The 18,743-nt window shown below is 51.3% G+C and carries 18 protein-coding genes; 4 read left to right on the top strand and 14 right to left on the bottom strand.

Annotated elements, in window-relative coordinates; genetic code table 11:
• Nucleotides 1-384: 384 nt before the first annotated feature.
• The 4 genes from RGB73_RS14200 to RGB73_RS14185 all read right to left on the bottom strand — a co-directional run bounded on the left by RGB73_RS14200 (nucleotide 385) and on the right by RGB73_RS14185 (nucleotide 4,415).
• Nucleotides 385-810 carry a hypothetical protein gene (locus RGB73_RS14200; RefSeq protein ID WP_310773145.1) on the bottom strand — a complete coding sequence of 142 codons (426 nt, stop codon included), beginning with the start codon at nucleotides 808-810 and terminating at the stop codon, nucleotides 385-387.
• Nucleotides 811-1,169: 359 nt separating this feature from the next.
• Nucleotides 1,170-2,387 (bottom strand): NAD(P)/FAD-dependent oxidoreductase, encoded by a 1,218-nt coding sequence (locus RGB73_RS14195; RefSeq protein ID WP_310773143.1) that lies wholly within the window; start codon nucleotides 2,385-2,387, stop codon nucleotides 1,170-1,172.
• A gap of 76 nt (nucleotides 2,388-2,463) precedes the next feature.
• Nucleotides 2,464-2,967, bottom strand: a complete 504-nt coding sequence (locus RGB73_RS14190) for an RrF2 family transcriptional regulator (RefSeq protein WP_310773141.1) — start codon at nucleotides 2,965-2,967, stop codon at nucleotides 2,464-2,466.
• A gap of 458 nt (nucleotides 2,968-3,425) precedes the next feature.
• The gene (locus RGB73_RS14185) at nucleotides 3,426-4,415 is read right to left on the bottom strand and encodes an NAD(P)H-quinone oxidoreductase (RefSeq protein ID WP_310773139.1); all 990 of its coding nucleotides are present in this window, start codon (nucleotides 4,413-4,415) and stop codon (nucleotides 3,426-3,428) included.
• Nucleotides 4,416-4,739: 324 nt separating this feature from the next.
• Here RGB73_RS14185 and RGB73_RS14180 point away from each other — a divergent pair, with 324 nt between their 5' ends.
• Both RGB73_RS14180 and RGB73_RS14175 read left to right on the top strand, forming a co-directional pair.
• A complete protein-coding gene (locus tag RGB73_RS14180; protein ID WP_396136191.1) occupies nucleotides 4,740-5,978 on the top strand; it encodes an MFS transporter in 1,239 nt (412 codons plus the stop codon).
• A 240-nt stretch (nucleotides 5,979-6,218) separates the two neighbouring features.
• Nucleotides 6,219-7,469, top strand: coding sequence for an aminopeptidase P family protein (locus tag RGB73_RS14175; protein WP_310773135.1), 1,251 nt, complete (start codon nucleotides 6,219-6,221; stop codon nucleotides 7,467-7,469).
• Between the two features lie 254 nt (nucleotides 7,470-7,723).
• On the opposite strand, the gene rhaS is transcribed toward RGB73_RS14175, so the two are convergent.
• Both rhaS and RGB73_RS14165 read right to left on the bottom strand, forming a co-directional pair.
• A complete protein-coding gene (gene rhaS, locus RGB73_RS14170) occupies nucleotides 7,724-8,767 on the bottom strand; it encodes a rhamnose ABC transporter substrate-binding protein (RefSeq protein ID WP_310773131.1) in 1,044 nt (347 codons plus the stop codon).
• A gap of 413 nt (nucleotides 8,768-9,180) precedes the next feature.
• A complete protein-coding gene (locus RGB73_RS14165; protein ID WP_310773127.1) occupies nucleotides 9,181-9,942 on the bottom strand; it encodes a DeoR/GlpR family DNA-binding transcription regulator in 762 nt (253 codons plus the stop codon).
• A 289-nt stretch (nucleotides 9,943-10,231) separates the two neighbouring features.
• Between RGB73_RS14165 and RGB73_RS14160 the strand changes: the two genes are divergently transcribed.
• Nucleotides 10,232-10,726 (top strand): TetR family transcriptional regulator C-terminal domain-containing protein, encoded by a 495-nt coding sequence (locus tag RGB73_RS14160; RefSeq protein WP_310773123.1) that lies wholly within the window; start codon nucleotides 10,232-10,234, stop codon nucleotides 10,724-10,726.
• Between the two features lie 28 nt (nucleotides 10,727-10,754).
• Here RGB73_RS14160 and RGB73_RS14155 read toward each other — a convergent pair whose 3' ends face one another.
• Nucleotides 10,755-12,257 carry an L-arabinose isomerase family protein gene (locus RGB73_RS14155; RefSeq protein ID WP_310773120.1) on the bottom strand — a complete coding sequence of 501 codons (1,503 nt, stop codon included), beginning with the start codon at nucleotides 12,255-12,257 and terminating at the stop codon, nucleotides 10,755-10,757.
• A 121-nt stretch (nucleotides 12,258-12,378) separates the two neighbouring features.
• Between RGB73_RS14155 and RGB73_RS14150 the strand changes: the two genes are divergently transcribed.
• On the top strand, nucleotides 12,379-13,254 hold the full coding sequence (locus tag RGB73_RS14150; protein WP_310773117.1) for a helix-turn-helix domain-containing protein: 876 nt from the start codon (nucleotides 12,379-12,381) through the stop codon (nucleotides 13,252-13,254).
• Here the strand turns inward: RGB73_RS14150 and RGB73_RS14145 are convergent.
• The 7 genes from RGB73_RS14145 to eutC all read right to left on the bottom strand — a co-directional run bounded on the left by RGB73_RS14145 (nucleotide 13,251) and on the right by eutC (nucleotide 18,740).
• Entirely contained in the window at nucleotides 13,251-14,591 is a 1,341-nt protein-coding gene (locus tag RGB73_RS14145) for a sensor histidine kinase (protein ID WP_310773114.1), read from the bottom strand. The genes RGB73_RS14150 and RGB73_RS14145 overlap by 4 nt on opposite strands.
• 6 nt (nucleotides 14,592-14,597) lie before the next feature.
• Complete coding sequence (locus RGB73_RS14140) at nucleotides 14,598-15,287, bottom strand: response regulator transcription factor (RefSeq protein WP_310773111.1); 690 nt, start codon at nucleotides 15,285-15,287, stop codon at nucleotides 14,598-14,600.
• A 23-nt stretch (nucleotides 15,288-15,310) separates the two neighbouring features.
• On the bottom strand, nucleotides 15,311-15,892 hold the full coding sequence (locus RGB73_RS14135; protein ID WP_310773108.1) for a TVP38/TMEM64 family protein: 582 nt from the start codon (nucleotides 15,890-15,892) through the stop codon (nucleotides 15,311-15,313).
• A gap of 85 nt (nucleotides 15,893-15,977) precedes the next feature.
• Nucleotides 15,978-16,457, bottom strand: a complete 480-nt coding sequence (locus tag RGB73_RS14130) for a GyrI-like domain-containing protein (RefSeq protein ID WP_310773105.1) — start codon at nucleotides 16,455-16,457, stop codon at nucleotides 15,978-15,980.
• 79 nt (nucleotides 16,458-16,536) lie between these two features.
• The gene (locus tag RGB73_RS14125; RefSeq protein WP_310774300.1) at nucleotides 16,537-17,466 is read right to left on the bottom strand and encodes a helix-turn-helix transcriptional regulator; all 930 of its coding nucleotides are present in this window, start codon (nucleotides 17,464-17,466) and stop codon (nucleotides 16,537-16,539) included.
• A gap of 156 nt (nucleotides 17,467-17,622) precedes the next feature.
• Nucleotides 17,623-17,829: a hypothetical protein gene (locus RGB73_RS14120; RefSeq protein ID WP_310773102.1), complete on the bottom strand. Its 207-nt coding sequence runs from the start codon at nucleotides 17,827-17,829 to the stop codon at nucleotides 17,623-17,625.
• Between the two features lie 77 nt (nucleotides 17,830-17,906).
• Nucleotides 17,907-18,740 (bottom strand): ethanolamine ammonia-lyase subunit EutC, encoded by an 834-nt coding sequence (gene eutC, locus RGB73_RS14115; protein WP_310773101.1) that lies wholly within the window; start codon nucleotides 18,738-18,740, stop codon nucleotides 17,907-17,909.
• Nucleotides 18,741-18,743 lie beyond the last annotated feature (3 nt).

Below are 18,743 nucleotides of genomic sequence, written 5' to 3'. Positions count from 1 at the left end.
GTGGGATCCGATTCAAATTTGCGCGTATTCCATTCCTTCGAGCTCTTCTCCGAAATCACATTATGTCTCTCAACGCAAGTTAAGGGCACAAGAATTACTTTGATCGCGTCGTTTTGGTCCATAACGAATACGAAATGCTCCTCGCAACCAAAATGGTGGCATGACGGTGTAATGAGATCATTAGCTTCTACTGGGCAGCCAGCTGATTCGTTCTTATGCTTTTCAAATATCGTTTTGTAATGCGTATTCCTAGTCTTGCTTGGGATAATGTACTCATCAGCTGTGTCGTATGCGAACGTCTACTCTACGTACCTGCTGAGCCTTGCAGCTCACAAGGGCAGCTATCCTTTGCCAAACTTCTTCGAATGCATTCATCCTCTTATCTTAAACAATAGTTGCGCGGTATCCCGTTTTTTTACCTTTTTCAACTGCCTCGATATATCCTTTCATGTAAAACAGTATCTCATCTTCTTTTCCATTTTGGATTCTGTCTCTAACCTTATCGAATGCTAAAATTGAAACCGAAAATTCTGGCTCGCCAGTAACTAAAATTGGTTGTGCTCTATCTTGTACCCAAAAGTACTCTCCGCCATAATTTCTTCTTGCTACTTCGAAAACATAGCATCCAACCATAGATGCGACAGAATCCAATTTTTCTTGATCATCAAATACAAAATCACCCATCTCTTCAAGAATATCGTCTACTTTACGTAAACTTTCCACTGTAAAATCAAAATTCCCTTTATCAGAAAAGTTTATTGCGAAACTTTCTGCTGTTGATATAATGTCTTGTTCTAATCTGCTTTGCATAAACGGAACCCCCCCATTTTGAAATCCATACAAAATAACTTCTTTACGGGCATTATACCATCTCTTTCCATTAACAGCCCGATAGCTTAACGCTGCTGCCGGTATACAACTGAATTGTTTGTTGGATTACAATAAAGTTGTTTAATTTTTGGATGAATTATCGAATAACTCTTCAAATAAACAACAATAACGTCGTTTAAAACTGAGAGTTTTATTCAACAATTGTGTCCAATCATGGAATTTGAAAGATAATGGGGGAATCGTAAGAAAAAGCCGCACAAAGGCGACTTTTACTTATTCATTACACTGTTCGTATTAAATACGTTCGGAAATCCGTGGGAAGACGGACGCTTATATTTCTACACATAATGTTTTCTTATAATCAGTTGAGCTGCTTCAAATAGTTCTTCACGATTCCCTGACAGGGGTGGATAAATAACTGATTGGTTAATGTTCATTTTTATTTTTTTTGCTTCTTCGCCTCGATACTGCGGAATGCGATCCCAACCACTAGTTACCAAAGCTCCCCAAGGGCCTAAATCAAGACAGGTAACATAACGTTCTTGTTTGTATGGAATTCCAGCCAAATCAAGTAAATCACAAACAACGTTATGTCCAGCAAATTTCCCTTGAGGCATAGCATGCTGACAAGACATCAACGATATATGATTATCATCAGTATATGCTCGGGCGGTATCTCCAGCAGCAAATACCGAACGCACACCCTTTACTCGCAAATATGAATCTACTGGTAAACGTCCCCATTGATCCTTCTCCACTGGGAAATTTTCCACTAAAGGACTAGCCTTTACTCCTGCTGACCAAATGGTTGTCAAAGTAGGGATCCGTTTCCCGGATCTTAAAGTTACTTCATTTGAATCAATGGATGTAACTGTTTCGTTTGTATGAATCTCTACATGCATTTCACCCAAAGCTTGTTCTATAATTGGTCGTGCATTCGGCCCTAAGTCAGGACCTACGATAGATTCTCTTTCAATTATGATTACCCTTACTTCAGATTCTTTATTTTCCTTCTTAGCAACCTCCTGTAAACGGGAAGTCATTTCGGCGGCTGTTTCAATCCCGGTAAAGCCACCACCAACAACTACCGAAGTATACTTACCATCTATATAAGGTAAATCGGATAATCGGTTGATATGCTGATCGAGATCTAGCGCATCCTGATAGGTATCCGTAGAAAAGGCGTGTTCATGTAATCCAGTAATTTTAGGGCGAACCAATCGGCTGCCTGCAGCTAAGACTAATCGATCATAGGCTAAATCAATCTGCTTATCTTTTTGTTGGACAATCACTTTTTGTAAATGAGTGTCTATTTGTCTTACTTCTCCTTCGATAAAGCGAACTCCAATCGGATCCAAAACTTGACTGAGAGGGACCCTAAAATTCTTTGGATCTTTTTCATAAAAACGTGGACGCAAGCCTAAATATGAATCTCGGTTAATTAAAATAGCTTCAACTTCATTTTCTTTGATTTGCAATTCGTGTAGCTGTCGTGCTGCACCCACTGCACTCCAAATACCAGCAAAACCACCACCAACAATAATAATCCGTTTCACTTGAATTCCTCCCTTGTGTTTTAAATGTATATATTACAGATATTCATTATCTGTAATTTAATCGAAAAAAATATGATTATCTACGTGCTAAAGCCTCTCTAAACCATTGAATCCCCTCTGAATGCCTTTCCTTCAATTTGGATTTTAAGGTTTCATTTAACCATGCGATTGTTTTGTCCTTAAGATGCTCTCTCATTTTTTCTTCCGCTTCTAACATTACCGTGTTGATGGTACAAGGAGCACACCTTATAGAATCAGGCATTTGTTTACCCTCAAGGAGGATACAATTTTGTCTTACTTCTGTACATTGAAACAATGGTTTTGCTCCTTCAATCGCTGCTATTACTTCCCAAAAATTAATCTCGCCCGGATGTTTCGCTAATACATATCCACCTTTAACTCCAGGCATGGAACGTACAATCCCATTCTTCTTTAATTTAGTAAAAATCTTCGATAAATACGTTTCAGAAACTCCTTGAAAGGCAGCTAGTTCTTTTATTCCGATCGTTGTACCGGATGGAAGATCAACAAAATAAACTAGGCAATGAAGAGCATATTCTACTCCTATACTGAATTGCAAAAAGAAAACCCTCCTAATACAGATAATATGTATCTACATTGTATTTTATTGATTATTGTGATTACTGTCAAGAACTTGATAATCGAGAATATTCCAATCGATAACGTGTGTTTTTTTAAACAACTTTATTTGTTCAGAGATAATAAAGCTTTAGACCGGAACCCCTTATGGCACAAGGAGTACCGGTCTACTTAGTCACCAGGTATTTAAAACTAGTTCTAGACTATACGTCAGAATGAAGCTATCCGGGTCCGTCAAGATTTTTGTGTAAACTCAATCAACCGATATTTGAAAAGGTTTCATCCCCCTTCTTCACGGGCGCCATGGGATCATGCTCTCCGCTCCATTTCCTACATGCAAGATCCATCATTGACGATATTGGTTCCACCCATTCGGCATTCGAGTATTGGCGACCGGTCCATGCGTCAAATTGATCCGAACGTGGGATTTTTTACCTATCACTCCTGTTCCCCTACATAAAAGACGATTTTCCCGATATTTTGGTTTGCCTCCATCCGTTCATGGGCCTCGCGGATATTCTCCAAGGGATACGCCTTGTCCACGATGGGTCGAATCTCACCTGCAGCGAACAGCGGCAGAATGCGGGCCGCCAGCTCTTGACTAAGCGCCGCCTTGTACTCGTCGCTGCGGGGTGTCAAAAGGGTGCCTGTGACCTGCAGCCTTTTCGCCATCAAATCGAACAAGTCGACACCCGCGATCTCGCTGCCACCGAGTATACCTATCAAGACCAGACGACCATCGACACATGCGCTTTGGATGTTCTGCTTCCAGTAGGACGCCCCGATAAAATCAAGGATCAGATTGACTCCCCTGCCATCTGTGATTCGAGCTACCTCTTCTTCAAAGGGCGCCTTTTTGTAGTTGATGCCGTGATCCGCCCCCAATTCCTTGCAAAAGGCCAGCTTCTCTTCCGATCCCGCCGTCACGATCACGGTCGCCTTGCTTACTCGTTTGGCTAGCTGGATCGCGGCTGTGCCCACTCCGCTCGCCCCCGCATGGATCAGGACGGACTCCCCCTCCTGCAGTCTGCCAATCCAGTACAGCGTCTGGTAAGCGGTGAGGAATACTTCCGGGATCGCGGCTGCCTCGACGAAGCCGAGGTTGTCCGGAATCCGCATCGCTCGGTTGGCAGGGATGACGGCATATTCCGCGTACCCGCCCGTCACCAAGCCCATGACACGGTCCCCTGCTTGCCAGCCGGTGACACCCGGCCCCACGGAATCTACAAATCCCGCCATCTCCACGCCAAGTCGGGACGTCGCTTTTTTATAAGCCACTGCACCCTTCCGCGCCAAAATGTCGGTACGGTTGATCGCGCCCGCCTTCACCCGTACCAGCAGCTCGCCCTCACTCGGAGTAGGAACGGGAATGTCTGCGAGCTGCAGTACCTCAGGACCTCCCGGCTGTTCCACAACGATTGCTTTCATCAACGATCCCTCCTGTTTGGTCTTTCTTGCTTCTTCTCTTGTCCATATTCGTACCAGTTTCCTGTACCAAATTCCGCCGCCAAGGATGAAAAGAGTCTCTGCGCTTTAGAATACCCTGGAAGAGCCTAGAATGAAACATTCAGGCACGCTTGCAACTCCTCTCTCGCACAAGATTGCCATCCATTCGCAGTCACAGCAGCCATTTGCTTATTTCACTTTGGCATAAGAATGATCGCATTTCTTTATTGGTCAGGGGGAAAATGCAGTGCTAGAATAATCAATGCGAGTATCCTGCTTTTTCACTGCAAAGGTTGTGACAGAAAGATGGATTTTTCATGGAAGCGAAACCTGTTTGTACTGTGGGTTGGCGTTTTGTTTTGCAGCACAGCCTATTCGATCTCGATACCGTTCTTGCCCATCTTCCTTCACACTTCACTCGGCGTCAATGATCATCTGGAAGCTTGGTCCGGTATTTCTTTCGGCATTACTTTTCTGGCCAGCGCATTGATTTCTCCGTATTGGGGGTCGCTGGCAGACAAATACGGCCGAAAACCGATGCTGATCCGCTCTGGTTTCAGTCTGTCTGTGCTGTACCTCGTCACGTATTTCATCAACGACCCGTATCTGTTTCTCGTCTTGCGTGTATTCCAAGGTCTCCTGGCAGGCTTCGTGCCCGCCTCGATCGCACTGGTCGCCACGAATACACCTGAAAAACATGTTGGATACGCACTGGGCGTCATGTCGACAGCCGGTGCAACTGGAGGCATTATCGGTCCCCTCGTTGGCGGTGTCGTCAGCCATATGTGGGGAAACAGGGAAGCCTTTTTATTTTCCGGAGCGGTCGTGCTGGTAGCTGCTCTCATCGCCACCTTCTGGGTCAGAGAGACAAACATGAACCGTTCCGGCAATCGTTCCAATGTTCGTGAAGATTTACGGGCGGCTATCGCGAACAAGTCGCTTATGTCCGTCCTGGGCCTCAGCCTGATCGTGACCCTCTCCGTCATGCTGCTGGAACCGCTGCTCACCGTCTACGTGCTGCAGCTGGGCGCCTCCCAAAAGGACGCCTCGCTCAGTGCCGGCATCATTTTCGCCGCAGTCGGGATTGCGACAGTCCTCGCCGCTCCCCGTTGGGGCAAACTCGGAACAAAGGCAGGGTACTCCAAAATTTTGTTCATCGGCCTCATGGGTGGAGCGATTGGAAACCTGCTGCAATTTTTCTTCACGAACCTGTATGGCTTCGGTATCCTGCGGTTCGTCTACGGTCTGTTTTTCGCAGCGGTCTACCCATCGATCAACGCGATGATCGTCAAAGTCACCGAACCGGAGTTCCGCGGCAGGGCGTTCAGCCTCAACCAGTCGTCCACGCAGATTGCGACCATGCTGGGCCCTGTCATCGGGGGCGTCTTGGGTGGACTCATCCCCATCCGCATCGTCTTTATCATCAACGGGCTCGCTCTCTTGGCTACTGCGCTCCTCATTCGTGTAAAGAATCCGGATGGAGCCGTACAAGCAGCGAAGCAAAATACCTCTCAGGCTAAGCTTGTCACGAAGTCAAACGGCTGACGAAACAAACGGTTTGGTACCTATTCTCCATGGAGAACAGGTACCGTTTTTTCTTGCAATCGGAAAATCAGGTATGAAATGCAGTCAAATTCCTCCCGGGGATCTTTACACCCATGCAGCAAAAGAATACGATAGATTTACTATGAAAAAGTAACAGAAAGTTCAACCAAACAGGAAGACTGGGCTAACTGAACAGACGAGTGAAAACGAAAACGACATGTGATGGGGAGGCAAATCGTAATGAGGATCGATGCGAAAGAGTTTGTTCTTCGTCGTCAAAAAATCGCGGAAAACATGCCGGATCACAGCGCGCTTGTGCTTTTTTCAGGAGTTGCCAAGACACGCAGCCATGACGATTCCTATCCGTTTACACCGAACCGCAACTTCTATTATCTAACCGGCATTGCCCGACGCAACCTCATTCTCATGATCACGAAACGCGCTGGCATTGTGACCGAAACGCTGTTTCTTCAGCGCCCGAATGAACTGGAAGCGAGATGGACAGGAGCCGTCTTATCTGACCAAGAGGCGAAGGTGCAGTCTGGAGTCGAACAGTTCGAATATCTCGATGAGTGGCCTCAGTCATTTGGAACCTTTATCAGGCGCTGCGAAGGCAAGGGCTCGCTCTATCTTGACTTGTATCGCTACCAATGGAGCGATGAACTGACCCCTGCAGAGACTTTTGCCGAAGTCGCGCAGAAAAAATACCGGACCCTGCCGATTCACGATGCGAGCCCATGGCTGAAAGAACTGCGAATGGTGAAGAGTCCGGCGGAGATCGAGGAAATCAGACGTGCGATTGCGATCACGGATGAAGCAATCCGCCGCATGTGGTCGCATGCACGACCTGGGATCATGGAATATGAGCTGGAGGCGCATTATGATTTCACGTTGAAGTCGAATGGCGTTCGCGAACTGCCTTATTCACCCATTATTGCGAGCGGAATCAATGCCACAATCTTGCACTATGAAGCGAATAATCAGCGCGCGGAAGATGGCGACTTGGTCCTCCTCGACCTCGGTGCAGCTTCCAACTACTATGCAGCTGATATTTCGCGAACGTTCCCCGTGAATGGTCGCTTTACAGAACGTCAGAAAGAAATCTATCAACTCGTGCTTGAAGCACAAATCAAGACCATCGAAGCAGTCAAGCCTGGTGTCACGCTTCAACAACTAAATGATGTCACGAAACAAGTCTTTACAGACGGCCTGCTGCGTCTCGGACTGATTCAGGAAAGCAGTGAGCTGTCCAAATACTACTTTCATCCCGTATCCCATCACCTCGGACTGGATACGCACGATATCTCGGATTCCAGTGCTGCCTTGCAGCCCGGTATGGTGATTACGATAGAACCCGGTCTGTACATAGAGGAAGAAGCGATCGGTATTCGCATTGAAGATGATGTGTTGGTAACGGAAAACGGGTACGAAGTTCTTTCTTCCCAGATCCCCAAGCAAGTGGATGAAATTGAAGACTGGATGAGCCGATAGGCATGGTTTGGCTCGCCGCATCCTTTGCGAGCCTTCTTCTCCCAATCCAAGACATAAGCTCCGCCATTTTCTGCTCGTCGTCTTGGGCAGGATGGTGGTCGGCTTCGTTCGAACATCCCCCTCCTGTTTCATCAAATTTGCGCAGCAGCTCGACCCTCCCCTAATGGCATCGCTTCGCTACGGATTTTTTCCATAGAAAAACAGCAGACAAGACCATCGCAAGTCTTGTCTGCTGCGCACTGCCGTCGTCATTTTTAGTAAACGGTTTTCCATTCCCCGATGTTGCTCGGATCGAACTTGAACGGATCGCCCAGCATGATTTGGGTGCCGTCCCCGTCCTGGATGATCTCTTTCTCGCCCAGACGGCCCGCGCTGAATTTCTCTCCCGCTTTCCCGGTGATCGTTCCTTTTACGAGAGCGTCTGCGGCATAGCCGGACAAGTAGCCGACGTCGACCGGATTCCACAGGTACATCCACGGGCACACGCCGCTTTCGATGTACTCCGCCATCTCGCTAGGCAGACCCAGACCTGTCAACGCCACTTTTCCTTTCAGGCCTTTATCCGTCAGCACCTTGCCTGCAGCTGCAATCCCCACAGTCGTCGGTGCAATGATCCCCTTCAAATCCGGATACGATTTCAAGAGCGCTTCAGTCTCGGACACGCTCTTGTCGCGAAGGTCATCCCCATAGGCCACTTTTACCAGCTTGATGTCCTTATATTTCGGATCCTCCAGCTCTTTTTTCATCCATTCGATCCACGTATTTTGGTTGGTTGCTTGCGAAGTGGCGCTCAGTACAGCGATCTCACCCTTGCCGCCAATCATTTCGCTGACCGCCTGGATCTGTACGCGACCGATGCGTTCCGGGTCCGCCTGGTTGACGTGGACCATCCGGCTTTGCGCATTGACGGCCGAGTCCAAAGAAAGCACCTTGATGCCCGCATCCATCGCTTTCTTCAGAGCTGGCTGCAGCGCATCCGGATCATTGCCCACAATTGCGATCGCATCCACTTTTTGCGAGATGAGCTCCTCGATCATCTGGATTTGCGCTTCTGCCGTAGGCTGGTCGGGAGCTTTCAAGATCGCCTCTCCGCCAAGCTCCTCAATGGCGGTCTTGAATCCTTCCATCTGTTTCTCCCCGTACGGGTTTCCTGTGTTTTTAAAAATGATGGCAAACCGCTTTTTCCCTCCGGTATCACCGCCAGCATTGCCAGCCGGCTTCGGTGGTTGCGTGCTGCAACCGACCAGCAAGGTGCCTACGAGCAGCAGTGACAGACACGACGCGAAAAATTTCTTCATTTTGTGCTCCTCCCCTTATCTCGCTTTTATGTATACTAAACAGTCTCGAGGACTGCCGAGTATCGGATCTTGCATGCAGCTGTGAGAGCCGGAAAGTAAGCGCTCTCATATCCATACAGCAGCATTTTTGATTTCGTCCGCTGTCGTGCCCGCACGTTTTGTTTCTTATGGGAAGGATGTCCTCGTCGGATGAGCTGGCGGTGATTTACGACACTCCTGATAAGGATGGCTCGGACTAACCATAAAGGAATTCAAACTTTGTTTTGTTTTTGTTTTTATTTTATTATTTATGTTATCACAGAATTCACTCGTTGACTATTTCTGATTTTCTTTTCGCACACAAAAAATGCGAATGTTGCGGAAAAGAATAGAAAAACAAGGTGTACCTGAACCGTACACCTTTTGCTTCTGTTCTATGGGGCAATCGTCACGACGACACCTTTTTCCTCCAGCTGCCGCATCTGAACAGCCTCAATCTCGCTATCGGTAATGATTTCGTCCATCTGCCCGAGCTGAGCGAAATACGTAAAGGCCTGCACGCCAAACTTGCTGGTATCCGCGAGCAGATAGACTTTGTCGGAAATCCCGATCATCTTTTTCTTGACCAGCGCTTGCATCTCATTGGACTCGCTGATGCCGCGCTCCAGGTGAATGCCTTTACAGGAGAGAAACACTTTGTCGACGTGATACTGGTCCAGCGACCTTTCCGCGCTAGGTCCCAAAAACGAAAGGGAACGCGGTGCAAGCTTGCCGCCGGTCGAAATGACCTCGACTTTTTCCTTGTTGCTCAGCTCCATCGCCACCTTGATGGAATTGGTCAGCACGGTCAGGGGAAGATCCGGAATGATCGATGCCATGTACCATGCCGTCGTGCTCGCATCCAGAATAATGCGGTCGTTTGGCTCAATATAGGAAACCGCCTTTCTCGCGATGCGCTTCTTCTCCTCCATTTGGGTGATTTCCCGTTCGATGTACGGAATCTCCGGCTGATGATCCGCGATGCTGACCGCTCCGCCATGGCTGCGAAGCAAGCGTCCCGCCTCTTCCAGCCGGTCCAGATCGCGCCGGATGGTTTCCTCCGTCACCTGGCAAATTTCGCTGAGCTCCGATACACGGATACTGCCTCTATCGTTGACCAGACGTACAATCTTTTCATGTCTTTCCGCTACAAGCATGGTCATCCTCTTTCCCTTGTATAATGATCGCAGACATTTCGTGAACTACCGCGAGTGTTTGTATAGTTTTGATTATAACAGTTTTCCGCAAGTACGCAGAATTATTTTTTGTTTTTGTTTGTTTTATGGGGGAACCATTGATTGCCGAATCGTGTTTCCCACGAGAGAACGCCCCTTTTCAAACAGCGGGAACACCAGATCAGAAGGAAACAGTTACGTGCAACCGAATAAGTAAGTTCATGGTTTCATCCTTTTTTGACGCTAAAAAAACTGCGAAGGCGAGGCAAACATGAAAAAGTTTCGGGGCAAGAAGCGTTATTTCAAAAACATCAGGAGTTTTGCAGATCACTTTCAGCTGAATGTCCAAGAAGACGCCTGGTACGACTTCTGGCATAAGCATCTGGATATTTGGGCTTTAGGGAACCACAGCCCAAAAATACGGAGAGAGCACTTCCGGGCACATCTCCGCCTTTATCACAACGTGTTGGATTCGCTGAGACATTATCCGAAGCCTTATCAAACGTGGATTTGCTTGTGCGAAGAAGATACAGGCCAGGACGCGGTGTACGTGCATACCCCAAATCCGAATGCCACCAGATTTCCATTGCCTTTCGATTTTGTCCAATGGGGATGCAGTCTTCCTCCTCTGCTTCGGGACCTGATTGACACGGACAATTACCGGGCAGGATTTTATGATTCTGAGTCAGGACGGATCTATTACGTCCAAGCGAAGCATGTGGACGTTCCCGTAACCGGCCAAACACAAGAAAACCGCCCTGAATAAGGAGCGGTTTTCTTTGGTCGAGCTCGGTTCACAATGTCACTTGAGCGAGTCCCATGAGCTCGGCTACTTTCTGGAAGAGCTTCGCCTGATGCCCGATGGCCATGGCGCAGTGGTGCGTTGGCGCTTCGTGGAACCATTGCTCCATGTACTCGTCCGGGTGCCGCCTGAATTTGACCGGCGTCTGGGTATTTCCGATTTTCATGATAGTACCGTTCGTCGATTCTCCCTCGCTGATGATCAGTTTCAATCGGCCCTCGCCCGTCTGGGTGACGTTTAGCGTCGTGACCGGACCCGTTTTTACTTTCGCCTCCACAGATACACCGGTACCCTGTTTGCCGTGGTAGAGCCCCATGCCACGCAGGACGGGTTTTCCTTCCGAAATGGCGATATGAAACGGCCCGTCGTGTCCGAGCAGGATCGTTTCGTCTTCGTAATCGACCACGACGATCTCCGAAAAGCTCCCTCCTGTCCCCAATATGTCGCAGATTTTCATGGCGACCGCCGTCTTGAGATCCCCCTCGCCAGCGCAAGGTATCCCGCGGGCCGTCAGCAGCGAGTGGCCCACGATGAATCCGCTTTGCAGCTTTTCGTATGTACTTCCCGGCGCTCCGTGGTAATAATAGGTCAACGCATCCAGGTCGTATTCCCTCACCAGGCGTTCCTGTGCCGCTGCGACCCGGCAGGACCACTCCATCTGTTCATCGGTCGGGCGCCGGGCGATCGGATCGGCTGGCACGTCTTCGCTGATCGTGAACATCTCCTGCACTTCCGCAAGCTTTGCCTTCACCTCGCTGTCGGTCACTTCCCGCAACAGGCGGTCCAGATCGCACATTTCCAGAATCTCTACATGAAGCCCCGTCTGCGCCTGGATCATGGTAAAGTCGCTGTACATGTCGAGCATCCCGCTGTACGTGTTCCCGAGAAAGCCGAAGCGGCTATGTCGCAAGGTACGGGGGACAGAGGCAGCCCGGATCCACTCCTGGATGGCCGCCCATGACCGCTTGGCGGCAGGATGGTCGTGGGTCTTTTCATCGGCAAGCGAAATGGCTGGCGTGTAATCCAGACCCAGCAGCCCATTGACGACGCGAAACGCTATGCCTGCCCGGGCAAATGCGTTGGAGATTTCCGGCACGGGACACGCTCCGCAGTGCGCCAGCCATTCGCCTGTCGTCGTCTCTGCGTAGTTCATCCTTGCAGTAGGCTGCACATTCAGAACCACGACCGGCGCCTTGCAAATTTGATGGACGGGCAAAACGGCCGAGCTCGTGCTGTACGTCCCGGAGTGGCAAAAGATCAGATCGACGTTTCTCTCCTGAAACCATTCGCCCGCTTTTCTCCCCTCCCCCTCTGAATCCACCAATCCGTAATCATGAATCTCACCGAATTCGGACATTTTGCTTTTCAAAAAACGACCGTATTCCAAAAGCCTTTCCCGCAGCCCGGGAAACTGCTGCCAATAGGCGGCAAGGCCGATCGTATAAAGGCCGATCCTCGCTTTTTTTACCGGCTTGATAGGTTGCTGCATGTTCATTTTGTATCCCCCCATCGTATAACATACAAGCTTTATGCAGTCATTGTATTCGCTTACAATGGTAGATACATCCAAGCATGTTGTTCATTTATCACAGAATCTTGCTCAAAGGTGGGAGATCATGGGAAACTACGTGGAAAAGGCCGCACATGACTGGACAGACGATTCTGTCCGGATCATCGCGACCCCGAGCTGGACGGCCAAATCGACCTATTACTACGTTCAGGAAATCGGGCATTTTCGCACGCGGCCCGGGTATTTCACCGAACGGCAGCACTTGCATTCGTTTCTCATCGTCTTTACGCTCTCGGGAAAAGGCTACCTGCGCTATCGAGACCGCGCATACGAGCTTCGTCCGGGCCAACTGTTCTTCATCGATTGCCAAGAATACCAGCACTACACAACCGATAAGCGCGAGCTGTGGGAAATGGTGTGGGTGCATTTCCACGGAAGCGGCAGCCGCGGCTACTACGAACAGTTCGCTCGAAGCGGCACGCCCGTCCTCACGTTGGACGAGGGAAGCCCCATTCCCGGAATCATCCGCCAGCTTCTGGAGATCAATCGCCGCAAAGACGTTCGCACGGAGCCGCTTTCCTCGAAATATCTCGTGGATTTGCTGACCGAGCTGCTCATGGCGACTCATCCGCCGGAGAATGCGGGGGCCTTTTTACCCGCCCATATCCAGCAGATCATGGGGGACCTGGACCGCCGGTTTCGGGAAAAAATCTCCCTGGACCAACTCGCTTCCCAGCACTCCATCAGCAAGTACCACCTGCTTCGCGAAATGAAAAAGTACACGGGCTACACGCCAAACGAGTACGTCATTTTGCAGCGGATTACGTACGCCAAAGAGCTGCTCATGTACTCGGACATGACGATCGCCGCCATCGCAGCCCAGACGGGAATGGACAATGTGAGCCACTTCATCAACCTGTTCAAGCAGCGAGTGGAAATGACCCCGCTTGCATTTCGAAAAAAGTGGCGACGGCTCCCTTAGGCACGGTCAGGCGGTTCGGCCGCGGGAAAGGTGATGGTGACGGTTGTCCCTCTCCCCACTTCACTTTCCAGTGTGATCTCACCCTCATGCGCTTCCACGATTCCTTTCGCGATGGTGAGTCCAAGGCCTGTCCCGCCCTTTTCCCGGGTTCGTGCCCGGTCTCCACGGTAAAAGCGCTCAAAGACGAACGGAAGGTCTTCTCCCGGGATTCCTGCGCCATTATCCGCGATTTGCAGGGCTGCCGTCTTTCCCGCCCGCCAAACCTTGACGATGACCCGCCCTCCCTCATCCGTATGCTTGCAGGCGTTGTGCAGCAGATTGGTCATCACCTGGGCCAGCCTTTGTCGATCTCCCGACACCCATACGTCAGCCCCGAGCTGCGGATCCACCTGGATGCCAGTGCGGGAAAAGGCTGCACTCATCCCCTCGATCACTTCCCCGGCGAGCCGGCTGAGATGTACCTGCGAGCGGTTCATTGGCAGGGCTCCTGCCTCCACCTGAATCACTTGATCCAAATCTTGTACCAGCGTGCTCAAACGAAGCACTTCGCGGCGTGTAGACTCCAAATGCTCGGGGCTCGCCGCCCATACCCCGTCGATCATCGCCTCTACTTGAGCCAGCAGCGTATTCAGCGGCGTGCGCAGCTCGTGAGCGATGTCGGAGGTCAGACGTTTGCGCAGTTCTTCCTGGCATCTGAGGCTGTGGACAAGGTTGTTGAACGTGTCAACCAGTGAAGAAATTTCGTCCCGTCCCACAGGAAGCTCCACCTGGACATCGAGCCGTCCTTTTGCCACTTTTTCGGCGGCAGCGCTGATCTGTACGATCGGCCGCACCAACGTCCTCGCCAAAAAAACGCTGATGACGACTACCAGCAGCATCAGGGCAAACATGGTCCACTGCATCGCGGTCGTATGTGCCAGCTGGAAATGAGCTTCCATGGATTGGTACTGGCTGCGGTCATGATGCGCAACTGCCAGATAGCCGATGCTCGTTCCTTCCCGAGACAGGGGTATTTCGTCGACCGTGCTGCTTTCACTCGCCCCAGCTCCCCATGCGCGAATCAGTTCGTGCCGGTTATCGTACAGGGCTACCTGCAACCCCAGTACGGACGAGACCGCCTCCAATTTTTGCAGGGCCTGCTCGTCCCAACCGTCCCGCTCTCCGTACGTTCGAATCGCCAGCTGTGACAGCTCCTGGTTGTGCTGACCGCGGACCTCCTCCTGGTACATGCCAAAATGATAGTCCATCTCCGAAATGGAAAGCACGGTCGAGAGCAGAACCGCCATGCCACCGACCGCCATCAACACCAATGCGAGCTTCATCCATATTTTCTTCATGATGCGTCAGCCCAGCTCCGGACTTTCCAATCGATAGCCGAACCCGTACACGGTCTTGATGTACACCGGGTGCTTGGGGTCATCCTCGATTTTTTGGCGCAAATTTTTTACATGGGTATCGATCGTCCTGTCGTACCCGTCGAAGTCGTATCCGAGCACTTCGGTCACCAGCTCTTCCCTGCTCCACGTCCTTCCCGGATGGCGGATGAGCGTCGTGAGCAGCCGGAACTCATTCGGCGTCACATCGAGCAGGACTCCTTGCTTGCGGATACGCTTCTCGCTCATGGACACGGACAACTGTCCGATCTGCACTTCGTCCGCGAGCGACAAATAGTCCCCAGCCCGTCGCATGACGGCTCGGACGCGTGCCACCAGCTCCCGCGGGCTAAACGGCTTGACCAGGTAGTCGTCCGCCCCGATCTCGAGGCCATGGACCCGGTCCGACTCGCCGCTCTTGGCGGTCAACATCAAGATCGGCACGCGGGAATGGCGGCGAATTTCCCTGCACACCTCTTCGCCGCCCAAATCCGGAAGCATCAGATCCAGGATGATGCACGCTGGCTTCACGGCTGTCGCCAGCTCCAATGCCTCATTGCCGGTTTTGGCCTCGCATACGTGGTATCCGTCCTTTTGCAAATACGAAGATAAGATTTCCCGCGTCTGCGGCTCGTCCTCCACCAGCAGAATCGTGGACATGACCGGTGCCTCCTTCTTTGCTTTCAATTCTGCGAACGGCTTTTATCCCTTCTCCAAAACAGCAGGAAGACCAGACTGCCTGCCAGCAAGGAAATGATCAGCCGGAATTTGTTTTCCGACAAATAGACCAGATCGTGTCCGACGAATGTCTCGAAAACCATCGCCGGGACTTTCCCAAGCAGGGTGGCCAAGAGAAAATCGGAGAAGGAGATCGTCGTCACTGCCGCTCCGAGGTTAATCACACCGGACGGGATCAACGGATTCATTCGCAGCAAGACGATGGCCAACCCCTTGCGAAAACGGGAGGAGCCATTGATGGAGTGAATCCACGGCCACTTTTCCAGCCTCTGCAGCCCCTTCGACTTGCGCAATCCATACCGGTACAAAAGAAAAGCGACAGCCGCTCCCAGGACTTCCCCCGTCAGCGAGACGAAGAAGCCTCCCAAGAGCCCATAGACTACCGCATTTGCTCCCGACAAAAAAATGGACGGAAGCACTCCCGCCACGCTGATGACGACATTCAGGAGGATGCTTCCGGCGATGCCGAGGACGCCCCAAGAGCGAATCCATTCTGCCAGACTCTCTACGTTTGTTATCCACTCCATCGTTTTTTTGGCCACCTCTCATCGCAATTCTTTCAATCGTACCGGAAACTTGTGAAGAAATGATGGAGCTAAGCCCCGTGTCCTGTCAATCCGGCTGGCAGGCGATGTACAATTCGACCTGTACGTCATCTGGACCGGAGCTGCGCATATCGTACCGTTCAAAGTCTGCGACAAACGTACGTTTGTACCCGCTATTTCGCGACCACTCCCAAATTTGTCCCCACACTTCCGGAACGACTTCTGCGACAGGCCCGCGCCTGCTCGTGAAAACAGCGTAAGTAGCCGCCGGAATCGTCAATAGGGTGATCCCTTGTGGGACATCGGAGCCGTTCTGGATTTCCGAGCCGATCAAAAGGTCGTACTCTCCGTTCTCGTCGCTCTCGTACCGAGAGTACACCCCGTAGACGATATTTTCATGAAGTCGCCCGATGATTCGGTCCAGGATCCCTTCGCGGTAGAATCGCTGCCACAGCTCTCCGATGGCTTCTGTTCCCTTTCGATTGCTCGTGCGGATGCCAATACCCGCGATGTGCATTTCATCCTTTGTGACAAACACAGGCTTCATACGTTCCACGCTCCTCCAAAAAGTTGGTTGCAAGGAACAGTATAACGCCCCTACCTTGACAGCTATCTGTCAACATTCTTCAGCTTTCATATCGCGACAGCATCTTTTTTGCCGTTTCACGGATTCGGTCGCGAATCGACTCTGGTGCTATCACCGCCAGCGCATCTCCGAAGCTGAGCAGCATCCCGTGCAGCCATTCATCGTTCGGCAACGAGGCCCGCACCAAAAGAGAGCCGTTTTGCATGGGCTCGATTTGCTCCGGGGAAAACATATCCCGGACCCGGACGTGGGCGCTGGCGGAAAACTCCATGACCAAACTGACTTCATCCGCCCTGTCCCATTCTTCCAGCCATGTGAGTTTTTCCACCGGATTGTCATGCCCCTCGAAAGACTCCGGGAGTGCGCACAGATCAGCAATGCGCGAAAGGCGGAAGAAACGATACGACTGCCGCCACAGACAATATCCGTAGACGTACCAGACATAGCCTTTCAAAACGAGCGTGACCGGCTCGATCGTCCTTTCGCCAGCATCCCCTTGCGGCTTGGTGTAGAGAAAAGATACACGCTGCCTTCGCTCGACCGCTTCACGCAGCAGGTTTACCTTTCGCATCGACTCTTGTGTGCTGCCCCAGGGATTGAAGTCGTATACGATCGGATAAGCGGTGCGCGTACCCGATTCGGATTCTTTGACAGGCACCAGCGTCTTGATTTTTTCCAGCAAAAGCGCGATTTGCTGGTCCTCTGCTGTGGACTGTACGCCCTTCAAAGCGGCAATGACCGTTACCAGCTCCTCTAGCGAAAGGTATTGCCGGTCGATCGTAAAATTCTCCATGATTTCGTAGCCGCCGCTCGAGCCGGGGAAGGCGACGATCGGGATGCCGGCTGCATTGATTGCTTCCAAATCGCGATAAATCGTGCGCAAAGAGACCTCGAAGTGGCTGGCAAGCTGCTGGGCGCTCATCCTGCGGCGATTCAGAAGCATCATGATGATGGCGATCATGCGCTCCATTTTCACGTTTCCACCCCTTTTCCACAAACACATCGAAAGCATGTGGCAGGGATGGCCTGCTGTATCTCTCATGCCCATGCTGCTCCCGAAAATAAAAAGGATGGGCAGCAAACGTTCAGGCTGCCCATCCCCTGTCGGTCATTCAACGCAAGCCGATTACACGCCGGTGCGTCTGCGTTGGTTGTTCGGTTTTTTCGTTTGTTGGCTTTTCATCATTTGATTTTGCGCTTTTTGGTTAACCGGATTGCGAGCCGCAGCCTGGGCTGCCTTTTTCTCCGCGAGCTTGCGCTTCATCGCTTCCTGCAGACTGATTTTCCCGCGCTCTTCCGGGGTATCTTTTTCGTTTTGATTTGGCTCCGTCATGCGTAGCAACTCCTCATCAAATATGTTCTACTTATTTGTATTCTAGAGCATGATGAGAGGATTCGCCAGTAGCAATCTCACTGTTCTTTCATCCGTTTCTGCGCGTACGCCACACCGCTCGCCTGGCACCGCAAAATATCCTCCAGCAGCTCTGCCAAGTACGCACCCGCCTCAATCGGAGGAGTCCCGCCACGATGTATATTGGAAATGACCGTCCGATCCGATTCGACGATCCGCTCGCTGGGCTGGTAGACCATGTAGGCGCTCAGACTCTCCGCCGTTGCAAGCCCTGGTCTCTCCCCGATCAAGGAAATGACCACCTTGCATTTTACGATGGAAGCGACATGGTCCTGGACCCACACTCGGCCCCTGTGAATGAAGAGCGGCCTAGCCACGCTGATCTTTCTCAGTGCAAGCCCCTGCATCAGAGCCGGCAACAGGTCGGGTATGGTCGCTTCACATGCCGAGGTGCTGAGGCCGTCGGAGATAATGATCTGGACATCCTTGCCCTTCTCCCCGTGCTGGCTCAGCCATGCGGCCGACTCGTCCGAGAGCAGGCGGCCGGAATCCAGATTCATCAAGTATTCCTCCATATCCTTCGCACGGGTGTACAAAGCAGGGAGCTGCAGCCGCTCGATCCATCCGGGGTCGATCGACTTCATCACGGCATCCTGAGCCGCTGCCTGATCGATCCGAAACTGCAGGTAGCTCTGCGTTTTCAGCCTCGTCCCTGCCCTGCCGATGCCGATTCGCGCAGGCGTCCGTCCCATCGCTCTCTCCAGCGCTTCGCGGTTGTTCGGCTGCGGCACCCCCAACTGCTTTTGTTCGGGAAAATGAATGGCAGTCTGCCTGTTTTTCGCGATCTCCTCCAGTACGCGCTGGACGAGGTGGTCTACATTCAAATCTTTCATCGC

The organism is Brevibacillus brevis (assembly GCF_031583145.1).
Taxonomy (GTDB): domain Bacteria; phylum Bacillota; class Bacilli; order Brevibacillales; family Brevibacillaceae; genus Brevibacillus; species Brevibacillus brevis_E.
This window is presented reverse-complemented; position numbering and strand designations above follow the sequence as displayed.

Coding starts and splice junctions, on each gene's coding strand:
- RGB73_RS14140 (WP_310773111.1), bottom strand. CDS start 15,287: ATGTCCACGATTCTGCTGGTGGAGGACGAGCCGCAGACGCGGGAAATC.
- rhaS (WP_310773131.1), bottom strand. CDS start 8,767: ATGAAGAAATTTTTCGCGTCGTGTCTGTCACTGCTGCTCGTAGGCACC.
- RGB73_RS14135 (WP_310773108.1), bottom strand. CDS start 15,892: ATGGAGTGGATAACAAACGTAGAGAGTCTGGCAGAATGGATTCGCTCT.
- RGB73_RS14200 (WP_310773145.1), bottom strand. CDS start 810: ATGCAAAGCAGATTAGAACAAGACATTATATCAACAGCAGAAAGTTTC.
- RGB73_RS14160 (WP_310773123.1), top strand. CDS start 10,232: ATGAAAAAGTTTCGGGGCAAGAAGCGTTATTTCAAAAACATCAGGAGT.
- RGB73_RS14145 (WP_310773114.1), bottom strand. CDS start 14,591: ATGAAGAAAATATGGATGAAGCTCGCATTGGTGTTGATGGCGGTCGGT.
- eutC (WP_310773101.1), bottom strand. CDS start 18,740: ATGAAAGATTTGAATGTAGACCACCTCGTCCAGCGCGTACTGGAGGAG.
- RGB73_RS14185 (WP_310773139.1), bottom strand. CDS start 4,415: ATGAAAGCAATCGTTGTGGAACAGCCGGGAGGTCCTGAGGTACTGCAG.
- RGB73_RS14165 (WP_310773127.1), bottom strand. CDS start 9,942: ATGCTTGTAGCGGAAAGACATGAAAAGATTGTACGTCTGGTCAACGAT.
- RGB73_RS14155 (WP_310773120.1), bottom strand. CDS start 12,257: ATGAACATGCAGCAACCTATCAAGCCGGTAAAAAAAGCGAGGATCGGC.
- RGB73_RS14180 (WP_396136191.1), top strand. CDS start 4,740: ATGGATTTTTCATGGAAGCGAAACCTGTTTGTACTGTGGGTTGGCGTT.
- RGB73_RS14175 (WP_310773135.1), top strand. CDS start 6,219: ATGAGGATCGATGCGAAAGAGTTTGTTCTTCGTCGTCAAAAAATCGCG.
- RGB73_RS14130 (WP_310773105.1), bottom strand. CDS start 16,457: ATGAAGCCTGTGTTTGTCACAAAGGATGAAATGCACATCGCGGGTATT.
- RGB73_RS14120 (WP_310773102.1), bottom strand. CDS start 17,829: ATGACGGAGCCAAATCAAAACGAAAAAGATACCCCGGAAGAGCGCGGG.
- RGB73_RS14150 (WP_310773117.1), top strand. CDS start 12,379: ATGGGAAACTACGTGGAAAAGGCCGCACATGACTGGACAGACGATTCT.
- RGB73_RS14125 (WP_310774300.1), bottom strand. CDS start 17,466: ATGGAGCGCATGATCGCCATCATCATGATGCTTCTGAATCGCCGCAGG.